An 11,228-nucleotide genomic window follows, 5' to 3' on the forward strand; every position below is an offset into this window, starting at 1 on the left:
CGCGAACGGCCCGCGCCGCCCGACCTCACGCGAGGCGGTTGACGGCGTCGGGAGGCACCCCGCCCCGCAGCACCGCGAGGATGTTGTCGGCCGCGCGGTGCTCGATGGCCCGCCGCACGTCGGCCACCGCCGAACCCAGGTGCGGCGAGAACAGCGTGTGCGGGTGCGTGCGCAGCCGGGGCAGGATCTCGGCCGGGCGGTCGGGCAGCGACAGGTCTTCGAACGCGAAGACGTCGGCGGCATAGCCGCCCGCCTGGCCAGTCTCCAGCGCGCTGGCCATCGCGAGCTCGTCGACGACCGAGCCGCGGCCGACGTTCACCCACAGCGCGCCAGGACGGGTTCGCCCCAGCCGGTCGGCGTCGACCAGGTGGCGCGTGTGCGCTGTCAGCGGCAGGGCCAGGAACACCGTGTCGGCCACGGCCAGCGCCTCGTCCAACAACTGGCGGCTGACGCCCGTGGGCGTCGGCACGTCGCCGGCGTCGACACCGATCACCCGGCACCCGAACCCCTGCAGCCGCCTGACCAGCGCGCGGCCGACCGAGCCGAGGCCGACGACGACCACGGTGGCGCCATCCAGGCCGCGACCGTACAGCACCGGTCTCCAGCCGTCGAACACGCCCGAGCGCACCAGCGCATCGCCACGGCGCAGGTGCCGGGCCAGGCCGATGGCCAGGCCCAGGGCCAGTTCGGCCGTCGGCGCCGACAGCAGGTCGGGCACGGTGGTCAGCCACACGCCGGCGCTGGTGCAGGCCGCGGCGTCATAGCCGTCGTGGCCCTTCAGCGCACAGGCCACGATGCGCAGCCCCGGCGCCTGCGCCAGCAGTGCCGCGTCCACGCGGTCCGGCATGAAGCCCATCATGGCCTGGCAGCCGGCCAGGCGGCGGGCCAGCTCGGCCGGTGGGACGGGCTCGGGGCCGGGGTGCAGGTCCAGCGTGCCGACGGCCGACAGCCGGGCCGCCACGCTGCCATCGATCGGCTGCGTGACCAGGAGGCGCGGCTGCGGGTCAGCAGACACGGTGACCTTCCCGCCACACCTCGCGCGCCACCGGGGCGCCGTCCAGTTCGCGCACGCGCACCAGGTCGGCCCGCAGCCCCGGCGCGATGTGGCCGCGGTCGTGCAGTCCGCAGGCCTCGGCCGGTCGGCGGCTGACCACCGCCACGGCCTCGGCCGGCGAGTGCGCGGCGTCGCGCATCAGCACCCAGGCGGCCTGCAGCAGGCTGCCCGGCACGTAGTCGCTGGACAGCGCGTCGAGCAGGCCCTCGCGCGCCAGCGACAGCGCCGCGACGTTGCCCGAATGCGAGCCGCCGCGCACCAGGTTCGGCGCGCCGGCCACGGTGGCCAGCGACAGGGCCTTGGCCCGGCGGGCGGCCTCGATCGAGGTCGGGAACTCGCTCATCGTCGCGCCCAGCGCCAGGGCCTCGTCGACGTGCGCGGCGGTGGTGTCGTCGTGCGTGGCCAGGGCCACGCCATGCTGACGCGCAAACGCAGCAAACCATTCCCGGTTCGGTGCCGCATGCCGGGCCTGCCGCTCGGGCGCCAGGGCCATCTCGCGGTCGAACTGCGCGTCGCTCCAGCCCTTGCGGCCGGTGTAGAAGGCGCGTGCCAGCGCGATGTCGGTCCACTGCCGCTGGCCGGGCGTGTGGTCCATCAGCGAGACCAGGGCCAGGCGGCGATGGCCGGCGAAGGGCTCAAACAGCTCACGTGCATTGGGTGCCGGCAGCTCGCAGCGCACGTGGATGAGGTGGTCGGCGCGCAGCAGGCCGGCGTCTTCCAGTTGGTCCAGCACCTGCAGCAGCACGCTCTGGTCGCGGGCGCGGAAGCCCTCGCCGTAGGGGTCGCCGACGCCGATCGCGTCGAGCACGGTGGTGATGCCGGCGGCGGCGATCTCGGCGTCGTGCGAGCGCATCGCGCCGGCCATCGGAAAGCTCACCTTGGGCCGCGGCGTGACATGCCGCTCCAGGTTGTCGGTGTGCACCTCCACCAGGCCCGGCAGCAGCCAGTCGCCGGCCAGGTCGATGGCCGAGGCCGCGCGGCTGGGCGCGTCGTCCAGGTCGGCGATGCGGCCGCCGCGCAGGTGAACGCTGCCGCGCGGCAGCACGCGGTCGGCCAGCACGATGCGGGCGTTGCTGAGGATCAGTTCGGCGGGTGACGATCTCATGCGGGCTCCACGATCGGGGCGACCAGGTTCACGCACCGGGTGGCCACGGCGTCGCGCACCTCCTCGTCGTGGAAGATGCCGACGATGGCCGTGCCGGCGGCCTTGGCCTCGTCGATCAGGCCGATCACGACGCGCCGGTTGGCGGCGTCCAGCGACGCCGTGGGCTCGTCGAGCAGCAGCAGCCGGGCCGGCGCGATGAAGCCGCGGGCGATGTTCACCCGCTGCTGTTCGCCGCCGGAGAAGGTGGCCGGCGGCAGCCCCCACAGCGGCTCGGGCAGGTTCAGGCGCTGCAGCAGCGCGCCCGCGGCGAGGCGGGCCCGTGCCGTCCGCTGCGCGAGATCGTCGCCATCGTCCGCCGATGCGGCGGGGGCCGGCTGCGCCTGCAGCGCGCGCTCCACCACCAGGCCGAGGGTCGACACGCGCGGCAGCACGCGCAGGAACTGGCTGACGCAGGCGATCTCGCGCCGCCGCAGTGCCAGCACCTGCTGCGGCGTGGCCTGGGCCAGGTCGACGGCGCCGGCCTCGCTCTGCAGCCAGGCCTGGCCGGCGTCGATGCCGTAGCTGCCGTGCAGGCACTTGATGAGCGTGCTCTTGCCCTGGCCCGAGGCGCCCACCAGCGCCACGCATTCGCCGGCGCCCACCTGCAGCGACACATCCTGCAGCACCGGCAGCACCTGGCCGCCGCGCAGGTGCAGCGTGAAGCGCTTGGCCAGGCCCTGCACCGACAGCACCGGCGTCGGCCTCATGGCGCCACCACCGACGACACCAGCAGTTGCGTGTAGGGGTGCTGCGGGTCGTCGAGCACCCGGTCGGTGAGGCCCTGCTCGACGATGGCGCCGTCGCGCATCACCACCGTGCGGTGCGCCAGCAGCCGCGCCACGCCGAGGTCGTGGGTGACGATCAGCGCCGACAGGTGCAGCCGGGTCACCAGGCCGCGGATCAGGTCGAGCAGGCGTGCCTGCACCGACACGTCCAGGCCCGAGGTCGGCTCGTCCATCAGCACCAGCCGAGGCCGCGTGACCAGGTTGCGCGCGATCTGCAGGCGCTGGCGCATGCCGCCCGAGAACGCCCGCGGCGACTCGTCGATGCGCTCCGGCGCCAGTTCCACCTGCTGCATCCAATGCTGCGCGGCCTCGCGCAGCTGGCCGTAGTGCCGCAGGCCCTGGCCCATCAGCCGTTCGCCGATGTTGGCGCCCGCGCTCACGTCCATGCGCAGGCCGTCGGCCGCGTTCTGCTCGACGAAGCCCCACTCGGTGCGGGCCAGCACGCGCTGCTCGCGCGGCGTCAGCGCGGCCACGTCGCGCCAGCGGCCGCCTGCATCGCGGTAGTGCACCTCGCCCGCGCTGGGCGGCAGGCGGCCGGCGATGCACTGCAGCAGGGTGGTCTTGCCCGAGCCCGACTCGCCGACGATGGCCACCACCTCGCCCGGGTGCAGCTGCAGCGAGGCATCGCGCACCGCGTGGCGGCCGTCGCGGGCACCGGGGTAGCGGTGGCTGAGCCCTTGCACGCGCAGCAGCGGATGGAGATCGAGGGTCATGTCGGGTGTGCCTCCTGCTGCTCGCGGCACCAGTCGGTGTCCGAGCAGGTCCACAGCCGTTCGCCGCCGGCCTGCACCACCTCGTCGAGGAAGCTCGTCGTGCAGCCGCACAGCGCGCAGGCGTGGCCCTGGGGCGTCACCGTGAAGGGGTGGTCGTCGAAGTCGAGGCTGTGCACGTCGGTCCAGGGTGGGATGGCGTAGAGCCGCTTCTCGCGGCCGGCGCCGAACAGCTGCAGCGCTGCCATGCGGTGCATGCGCGGGTTGTCGAAGCTGGGGATCGGCGACGGCGACATCACGTAGTGGCCGTCCACGCGCACCGGGTGGTCGTAGCTGGCGTCGATGCGGCCCCAGTGGGCGATGTCCTCGTAGAGCTTCACGTCGACGAGGCCGTACTCCTGCGCAGCGTGCAGCTTCAGCGTCTCGGCGCGGCGCGGCTCCAGGCGGTACAGCGGCTCGGGCTGCGGCACCTGGTAGACCAGCACCTGCGCCTCGGTCAGCGCGCGCTCGGGGATGCGGTGGCGCGTCTGGATCAGCGTGGCGTCGGCGGTGCGCTCGGTGGTGCGCACACCGGTCGTGCGGTGGAAGAACTGCCGGATGTTCACCGCGTTGGTGGTGTCGTCCGAGCCCTGGTCGATGACCTTGAGCACGTCGTCGGCGCCGATCACCGCCGCGGTGACCTGGATGCCGCCGGTGCCCCAGCCATGGGCCAGCGGCATCTCGCGCGAGCCGAACGGCACCTGGTGCCCCGGCAGCGCCACGGCCTTCAGCAGCGCCCGTCGGATCATGCGCTTGGTGTGCTCGTCGAGGTAGGCGAAGTTGTAGCCTTCGGCGCGGCCGGGCAGGGTGCTGCTCATGCCGCGCCCGCCTGTGCGCGCAGCGCGCGGATCAGCTGCAGCTCGGACTCGAAGGTCACGTAGTGCGGCAGCTTCAGGTGCTGCACGAAGCCCGAGGCCTCGACGCCATCGCCCTGCGGCAGCACGAACTCCTGCGCCTGCGCGGGGCTGGTGCGCAGCTCGCCGAACTCGTCGGCGCGCATCGCGCGGTCCACCAGGGCCATCGCCATCGCCTTGCGCTCGCCATGCCCGAACACCAGCCCGTAGCCGCGCGTGAACTGCGGCGGCAGCTCGGCGCTGCCGACGAACTGGTTGAGCATCTGGCACTCGGTCAGTTCGATCTCGCCGACCTCGATGGGGAAGTCCAGCTCGTCGGGCACCAGTTCCACCGCCACCGCGCCGAAGCGGATGTCGCCGGCGAAGGGGTGCGTGTTGCCGTAGCCGCGCTGCGTGCCGTAGCCCAGGCCCAGCAGCCAGCCCTCGTCGGCGCGGGCCATCATCTGCAGCCGGGCGCTGCGCGGCAGCGGGTAGGCCGGCGGGTCGCGGGTGATGTCGGGCGGCAGCGGGTCGCCGGCCGAGGGCGTGGCGGGTTCGACCAGGCCTTCGTCCACCAGCGCGTCGAGGGCGTTCGGCAGCGCCGGGCCGTCGTCGGTGGCCGGAGGCTGCGGCAGCGGCGGCAGCGTGGCGCCGCCGTGCAGCAGGTCGAAGTCGAGCAGCCGCTGCGTGTAGTCGACGCTGGGGCCCAGCACCTGGCCACCCGGCAGGTCCTTGAAGATCGCCGACACGCGCCGCTGCGCGCGCATCGCCGCCGTGTCAACCGGCTCGGTGAAGCCCAGCCGCGGCAGCGTGGTGCGGTAGGCGCGCAGCAGGAAGGCCGCTTCCACTGCATCGCCCAGCGCCTGGCGCAGGGCCAGTGCGGCCAGTTCGGGGTCGTACAGCGAGCCCTCGGCCATCACCCGGCCGACCAGCAGCGGCAACTGCTGCGCCACCTGGTCGACCGCGAGCTCAGGCACCGCGGGGTCGCCCCGACGGGCGGCGGCGAGCAGCGCGCGCGAGGCCTCGATGGCCTGCGCGCCCCCCTTGACGGCGATGTACATGGCCAGGTTCCTCAGGCGTCGATGGTCAGGCGGGTGGTGCGCGGGATCGCGGCCAGGTGGTGGCCGCGCACCAGCACCAGCTCGAACCCGCGCGGGTACAGCGGCCGCAGTTGCTGGCGGTGCGCCCAGAAGGCGTCGGGCAGGCCGCCCACGGCCAGGTGGTGCGCGTCGGCGATGCCGGGGCCGCGCAGTGTCAGCACGGTGGCGGCGCAGCCGTCGGCCGCAGCGGCGCGAACCGGCGCCGCCGACAGCGCCTGCAGGTGCGGCACCTCGACGATCAGGGTGCCGCCGCGCTGCGGTGCCTCGTCGGTGCCCAGGTCGATGGCCTGCCAGGCGGCGGGCGACAGGTCGTCGGCGCGCACCACGGTGAAGGCCGCGGTCCCTCCGACGGTCGCCGCCCGCACCCCGGTGTGGAAGCGCAGCCAGGCGCGGGTGCCTGGGCTGTCCAGTGTGCCGAGCAACTGCACCTGCGTCTCGGCGTCCAGCAGCGTCAGCAACAGCGCGGCCAGGCCCGGGCCCGGCCTGTCGCGCCGGTCGTCGGCCGCCGCCTGCAGCCCGGCGGTGGCGGCGTCGGGCAGGGCCCGCACCCGGCCTGGCCGCGCCATGGCGTCGAGCAGCGTGCGAAACGCCCCCTGCGTGCCCGCCACGGGGTCGGTCATGCCGGGTGGCAGGTCGGCCAATGCGGTCGTCATGGCGCCACCGTTGGGTCCAGCGTGAAGAAGCGCACCCGGCTGGTGTCGGTGCGGGCCTGCTGCAGGCCGCGGGCCTCGTCGATGGCCGCCTGCAGGGGCTCGATCACGGCGCGCAGCAGGTCGGCCTGGTGCTGCGCCTGTTGCAGCAGCGCGTCGAACTGCGCCATCCAGCACACCCGTTCGGTGTCTCTTCCCAGGCGATAGCCGACGCCGATGGTGGTCTGGCCGGTCGTGGTGCGCAGGCGCACCACGCAGCGCGTCAGCGTGGCCTCGCCCAGGTTGAAGCGGTCGCCGCCGCCGCCGATGCGCCCGCGCACCATCGCCAGGCCAGTTTCGGGCGGGCGCATGGGCTCGAAGGCGTGGCCCGGCAGGCTGCGCTCGGCGTGGCGCTGCAGCGCGTCGCGGGGCGCATGCGCCAGCACGGCCAGCCAGCGTCGGCGCATCGGGTTGGGGGTCGGGTTCATGCCGATGTCATCTAGACGACCTTAAGATGGCGCCAGTATCGGCACCGCCCGTGACGGTTTATTGACGGTGCCGCCGGCCGACCGGAATCTCGAGCCCCCATCCACTTCCCATGACACTGAAGACTGCCGCCCCTTCGGACGCGCCCGACGACAGCGTGCCGGTGGCCGTGCCGCGCTGGCAGGCCATCGCCGCGGCCCTGCGACAGGACATCGCCACCGGGGTGCTGCCGCCCGGCGATCGCCTGCCCAACGAAACGCTGCTGGCGCAGCGCTTCGGCGTCCACCGCCACACCGTGCGCCAGGCGCTGCAGGGGCTTGCCCGCGAGGGCTTCGTGCAGGTGCGGCAGGGCAGCGGCACCTACGTGCGCGCCCTGGTGTTGGACTACGCGCTGCAGCGCCGCACCCGGCTGACGCAGAACCTGGCCGAATCCGGCGAGCAGGCCCGGCGCGAAGGCGTCGCGCGGCAGCGCGCCGCCGCCGGCGCCTGGGCCCAGGCGCTGCAGGTGCCGCCGCGCAGTCGGGTGCAGGTGCTGTACACGCGCGCGCTGGTGCGGGGGCGGCCCATCGGCCTGGGCACCTCGGTGTTCCCCTTGCCGCGTTTCGAGGGCATCGCCGAGGCCTTCGACCGGCATGGTGGCATCAGTGCCGCGCTGGCCGACCGGGGCGTGGCCGACTACACCCGAGCCCGCAGCACCATCCGCACGCGCATGCCCACCGCATCAGAGGCCGATGCGCTGGCGCGGCCGCCGACCCAGCCGGTGCTGGTGGTGGACTATGTCAACGTCGATCTGCAGGGCCTGCCGGTCGAGGCCGGCAGCACCTTGTTCGCGGCCGACGCCGTGCAACTGACGGTCGACGCCGCCGAGGTGCTGGACACGCGGCCGCGGCAGGCGAGGGCGGCATGACCCGCGCTGCGCCGTCCCGCTGGGCCGTGTACTGGGTGCCCGAGGCCGGGCATCCGCTGTGGTCGGCCGGCTGCGCCTGGCTCGGCCGCGACCCCGCTGCGGCCGAGACCGGCGTGGCGCCGCCCCAGCGCCGCGCGCCCTGGCGCTACGGATTCCATGCCACGCTGAAAGCGCCGATGTGGCTGCGCCATGGGGTGACGCCAGAGGAGTTCATCGCCGTGGTGGGCCGACTGGCGCGAGGCCACGTCGACTTCGACATGCCACCGCTGCAGGTGGCCTGGCTGGGCGGCTTCCTGGCCCTTCGCCCGGTGACGCCGGTCGACGAGGCCGACCCGTTGCGCCGCCTGGCCGACGACTGCGTCGTCGCCCTGGACGGGTTCCGGCAGCCCGCGGACCCGGCCGAGCAGGCGGCGCGGGCCGCGGCGCTGCACAGCGACGATGAGCGCGCGCTGTTGGAGCGTTGGGGTTACGCGCACGTGCTGTCGCACTGGCGCCTTCACCTGACGCTGAGCGACGCCGTGCCGGAGCCCGCCGCGGCGCTGCAGGCGGCGGCGCGCGCGCACTTTGCACAGGCCCTGACACGGCCGCTGCGGGCCCGGGGGGTGGCGGTGTTCGAGGAGCCCGCGCCCGGCCTGCCGCTGCGGCTGGCCGCGCGCCTGTCGCTTCGCGATTGACTCGGCGGTGGGCGGCCTCTCAGGCCGCGATGGCCATCACGGCCGGGCGGGTCAGCGCGGCGGCGGTCTCGCGCTGGGCGGCGGTGGCCAGCACGTCGGCCAGGATCTCGGGCACTTCGAAGACCGCCAGGTTGTGCATGCGTGCGACGCGATAGCGGAAGGCGCGCAGGTCGTCCACCAGCGTGTGCACGGCGGGCACGATGCGGTTGAAGCGGCGCAACACGATGCCCAGGCCGTTGTCCTCCACCCAGTCGGCATTGAAGCGTTCCTGCGGCATCGTGAACGCATTGCGCACGGTGATGATCGGCAGCCCCAGGTGCACGGCCTCGCTCAGGCAGCCGGGCCCGGGCTTGCCAACGAAGAAGTCGCCCATCGCCATGAAGCGCCGCACGTCGGGGGTGAACTCCAGCACCACGCGGGGCGCCACCGCCGGCTGCGCCCGCAGCCGGCGCGCCAGCTCGGCGTTGTGTCCGCACAGCAGGATCAGCGGCGTGTCGCTGAGCCGGCGGGCGATGCCCAGCATGGCCTGCGACCCGTGGCCGCCGAACATCACCACCCCGGTGGGCTGGTGGGGCGGCAGGCCCAGCGCCTGCCTTTCGGCGGCGCGGTCGATGGCCAGGGGCTCGTAGAACTCGGGCCGCAGGATCATGCCCGACGCCACGTGCAGCAGGCGCTCCGGGTGCCCGGCGGCGCGGGCCTGTGCCAGCGCGGTGGCGGTGCCGCACACCAGGTGCTGTGGCAGCCCCTGCGCCAGCCAGAAGTTCGGCGGCAGATCGGCCATGTCGGTCATCACCGTCACGAAGGGCACGTGGGGCAGGGCCTGGACGAGGCTATCGCAGAGGGCGCGGTTGAAGTTGGGCACCAGCGACACCACCAGGTCGGGTGCCGCCTGCCGCCAGTGCGGCACCAGCCGGCGCAGCATGGCCGCGTGGCCCAGTCGGATCGCGCCCTGCAGCAGCTTGAGCTCCTGCGCCAGGCCCAGCGTCCAGCCGCGCGCCAGCCGCCGGTTGTACAGGTCTTCCGGCGCCAGGCCGACGAGTTCGCGGAAGCGACCCTGCGGGTCGAGCATGTCCACGAGGTTCACCAGACGCACCTGCCAGTGGCGCCGCTGCTGGCGGATCACGGCCTGCAGGGCGAGGGCAGCGGCCCGGTGGCCGCCACCGGCGTTGAAGTAGACGAGGTCGACGGTCGTCATCTCGGCGTCGCCCGTGCCGGCGACGGCGCCGTGGCGGCCAGGGGCGGCGGCGGCGGGCGATGGCGGCGTGGGCATGTCATGTCGGGACCTGCGCACATCGTCGCAAGCGCCTGTGACCGGCGTGTGAATCGAGGCGGCCTGCGCGGCCTGGTGGCCATGGGAGGCCCGGCTGTCACGGCCCGGTCACACGCGCTGTCTACCGTCGCGGGCCACCATCCGCTCGAGGAGACCCCACTTGATCCCCCATGCCCTCACCGCAGCCGCCGTCGCGGCGCTGTTCCTCTGCACGGCATCGGCCCGGGCCGAGCCCGTGTTCGTCAATGGCCTGGTGCTCGATGGCGCGTCGCTGGACGCGTCTGGCGGCACGGCCGTCAACGACGGTCGGCTGGGCTTCTTCTCGGACATCCACTACGACCGCGAGCGCAACGAGTGGTGGGCCCTCTCCGACCGCGGTCCCGGCGGCGGCACGCTGCCCTACGAGACGCGCGTCCACCGCTTCAAGCTCGACGTGAACCCGCACAGCGGCGAGATCTCCAACTTCCAGGTGTTGAAGACGCTGATCTTTCGCCGGGGTGGCAGTCCGCTCGACGGCATCTCGCCCGCGGTCGGCGCACCGCTCGGCCTGGCGCTCGACCCCGAAGGCATCGCCGTCCACCCGGAGACCGGCCACCTGCTGGTGTCGGACGAGTACGGCCCGTCGCTGCTGGAGTTCAACCGCCATGGCCAGCTGGTGCGTCGCTACCCGACACCGACCAACCTGTTGCCGCGCGATGCGGTGACCGGCGCCGTGAACCACGCCAGCGACGCCGGCAACACGGCGGGCAAGCGCACCAACCGCGGCTTCGAGGGACTGGCCATCAGCCCCGACGGGCGCACCGTCTACGCGATGCTGCAAAGCGCGATGCTGGACGAGGGGGCTGGCAACGGCACCGTCAACCGCATCGTCGCCTTCGACACGCGCACCGCACGTCCGCTGGTGCAGTATGCGTATCGGATGGAGGGCAGTTCGCAGGGCCGCGGCATCTCGGCGCTGGTGGCCTTGAACGACCGCGAGTTCCTGGTGCTGGAGCGCAACAACCGCGGGCTCGGCGTCGACGCCAACCTGGCCAGCCCGAACAAGAAGGTCTACCGCATCGACCTGACCGGCGCGACCGATGTGTCGGCGCTGAACCTGGCCACCGCGCCGGCGGGCTCGTACACCCCGGTGACCAAGAGCGCGGTGCCTTGGCTCGACCTGGCGTCGAGCGGGGCGTTGGCCCATGCGTCGCTGGCGGCACTGGGCGGGGTGTCGCCCGAGAAGTGGGAAGGCCTGGCCATCGGCCCGCGCCTGAAGGACGGCAGCCACCTGGTGCTGGCCGGCACCGACAACGACTACTCGGTCACCCAGAACGGCACCGGGGTGCAGTTCGACGTCTACGTCAAGGCGCTGGGCAACGGCGCCGCAAGCCGCATCCAGTGCGACATCGGCAGTTTCAACCGCTGCAGCACCGTCAATGCCGATGGCAGTGCGGGCTCCGCGGTGCCCGCCGATTTCGATGTCAGCGGCTACCGTCTCATCCCGGGCGTGCTGCACGCCTACAAGGCGTCGCCGGCCGACCTGGCCCGCCTGGCCCGGCCGCGCCGGCACGGCGAACACGGCGGGCACTGACGAGCCTGGGCGGGCGGTGGGTGG

Annotated in this window: 12 protein-coding genes; 3 read left to right on the top strand and 9 right to left on the bottom strand. The window is 73.6% G+C overall.

Annotated features, from left to right (window positions below):
- Positions 1-25 precede the first annotated feature (25 nt).
- From EOINJALH_RS09065 to phnG, 8 genes are read right to left on the bottom strand one after another with little or no spacing between them, the layout of a single operon-like run.
- Positions 26-1,015 carry an NAD(P)-dependent oxidoreductase gene (locus EOINJALH_RS09065; RefSeq protein ID WP_199873243.1) on the bottom strand — a complete coding sequence of 330 codons (990 nt, stop codon included), beginning with the start codon at positions 1,013-1,015 and terminating at the stop codon, positions 26-28.
- Complete coding sequence (locus tag EOINJALH_RS09070) at positions 1,005-2,159, bottom strand: alpha-D-ribose 1-methylphosphonate 5-triphosphate diphosphatase (RefSeq protein WP_088280032.1); 1,155 nt, start codon at positions 2,157-2,159, stop codon at positions 1,005-1,007. Before EOINJALH_RS09070 ends, EOINJALH_RS09065 begins: the two co-directional genes overlap by 11 nt.
- Positions 2,156-2,905 carry a phosphonate C-P lyase system protein PhnL gene (gene phnL, locus EOINJALH_RS09075; protein ID WP_088280033.1) on the bottom strand — a complete coding sequence of 250 codons (750 nt, stop codon included), beginning with the start codon at positions 2,903-2,905 and terminating at the stop codon, positions 2,156-2,158. The genes EOINJALH_RS09070 and phnL overlap by 4 nt, the downstream gene beginning before the upstream one ends.
- A complete protein-coding gene (gene phnK, locus EOINJALH_RS09080; protein ID WP_088280034.1) occupies positions 2,902-3,696 on the bottom strand; it encodes a phosphonate C-P lyase system protein PhnK in 795 nt (264 codons plus the stop codon). The genes phnL and phnK overlap by 4 nt, the downstream gene beginning before the upstream one ends.
- A complete protein-coding gene (locus tag EOINJALH_RS09085; protein ID WP_088280035.1) occupies positions 3,693-4,550 on the bottom strand; it encodes an alpha-D-ribose 1-methylphosphonate 5-phosphate C-P-lyase PhnJ in 858 nt (285 codons plus the stop codon). The genes phnK and EOINJALH_RS09085 overlap by 4 nt, the downstream gene beginning before the upstream one ends.
- Entirely contained in the window at positions 4,547-5,626 is a 1,080-nt protein-coding gene (locus tag EOINJALH_RS09090; protein ID WP_088280036.1) for a carbon-phosphorus lyase complex subunit PhnI, read from the bottom strand. The genes EOINJALH_RS09085 and EOINJALH_RS09090 overlap by 4 nt, the downstream gene beginning before the upstream one ends.
- Before the next feature lie 11 nt (positions 5,627-5,637).
- A complete protein-coding gene (gene phnH, locus EOINJALH_RS09095) occupies positions 5,638-6,318 on the bottom strand; it encodes a phosphonate C-P lyase system protein PhnH (RefSeq protein WP_088280037.1) in 681 nt (226 codons plus the stop codon).
- Complete coding sequence (phnG, locus tag EOINJALH_RS09100; RefSeq protein WP_088280038.1) at positions 6,315-6,782, bottom strand: phosphonate C-P lyase system protein PhnG; 468 nt, start codon at positions 6,780-6,782, stop codon at positions 6,315-6,317. The genes phnH and phnG overlap by 4 nt, the downstream gene beginning before the upstream one ends.
- Before the next feature lie 110 nt (positions 6,783-6,892).
- Here phnG and phnF point away from each other — a divergent pair, with 110 nt between their 5' ends.
- Together phnF and EOINJALH_RS09110 are read left to right on the top strand one after the other, a co-directional pair.
- Positions 6,893-7,687 carry a phosphonate metabolism transcriptional regulator PhnF gene (gene phnF, locus EOINJALH_RS09105; RefSeq protein WP_088280039.1) on the top strand — a complete coding sequence of 265 codons (795 nt, stop codon included), beginning with the start codon at positions 6,893-6,895 and terminating at the stop codon, positions 7,685-7,687.
- A complete protein-coding gene (locus EOINJALH_RS09110) occupies positions 7,684-8,361 on the top strand; it encodes a DUF1045 domain-containing protein (RefSeq protein ID WP_088280040.1) in 678 nt (225 codons plus the stop codon). Before phnF ends, EOINJALH_RS09110 begins: the two co-directional genes overlap by 4 nt.
- Before the next feature lie 19 nt (positions 8,362-8,380).
- Here EOINJALH_RS09110 and EOINJALH_RS09115 read toward each other — a convergent pair whose 3' ends face one another.
- Complete coding sequence (locus EOINJALH_RS09115) at positions 8,381-9,556, bottom strand: galactosyldiacylglycerol synthase (RefSeq protein WP_088280043.1); 1,176 nt, start codon at positions 9,554-9,556, stop codon at positions 8,381-8,383.
- Positions 9,557-9,791: 235 nt separating this feature from the next.
- Between EOINJALH_RS09115 and EOINJALH_RS09120 the strand changes: the two genes are divergently transcribed.
- Positions 9,792-11,204 carry an esterase-like activity of phytase family protein gene (locus EOINJALH_RS09120; protein WP_199873245.1) on the top strand — a complete coding sequence of 471 codons (1,413 nt, stop codon included), beginning with the start codon at positions 9,792-9,794 and terminating at the stop codon, positions 11,202-11,204.
- Positions 11,205-11,228: the final 24 nt, after the last annotated feature.

The organism is Ideonella sp. A 288 (assembly GCF_002198735.1).
Taxonomy (GTDB): domain Bacteria; phylum Pseudomonadota; class Gammaproteobacteria; order Burkholderiales; family Burkholderiaceae_C; genus Pseudaquabacterium.

Bases quoted from the DNA above. Each gene is read 5' to 3' on its own strand.
- EOINJALH_RS09070 (WP_088280032.1), bottom strand. From the start codon at position 2,159: ATGAGATCGTCACCCGCCGAACTGATCCTCAGCAACGCCCGCATCGTG.
- phnL (WP_088280033.1), bottom strand. From the start codon at position 2,905: ATGAGGCCGACGCCGGTGCTGTCGGTGCAGGGCCTGGCCAAGCGCTTC.
- phnK (WP_088280034.1), bottom strand. From the start codon at position 3,696: ATGACCCTCGATCTCCATCCGCTGCTGCGCGTGCAAGGGCTCAGCCAC.
- EOINJALH_RS09085 (WP_088280035.1), bottom strand. From the start codon at position 4,550: ATGAGCAGCACCCTGCCCGGCCGCGCCGAAGGCTACAACTTCGCCTAC.
- EOINJALH_RS09090 (WP_088280036.1), bottom strand. From the start codon at position 5,626: ATGTACATCGCCGTCAAGGGGGGCGCGCAGGCCATCGAGGCCTCGCGC.
- phnH (WP_088280037.1), bottom strand. From the start codon at position 6,318: ATGACGACCGCATTGGCCGACCTGCCACCCGGCATGACCGACCCCGTG.
- phnG (WP_088280038.1), bottom strand. From the start codon at position 6,782: ATGAACCCGACCCCCAACCCGATGCGCCGACGCTGGCTGGCCGTGCTG.
- phnF (WP_088280039.1), top strand. From the start codon at position 6,893: ATGACACTGAAGACTGCCGCCCCTTCGGACGCGCCCGACGACAGCGTG.
- EOINJALH_RS09110 (WP_088280040.1), top strand. From the start codon at position 7,684: ATGACCCGCGCTGCGCCGTCCCGCTGGGCCGTGTACTGGGTGCCCGAG.
- EOINJALH_RS09115 (WP_088280043.1), bottom strand. From the start codon at position 9,556: ATGACGACCGTCGACCTCGTCTACTTCAACGCCGGTGGCGGCCACCGG.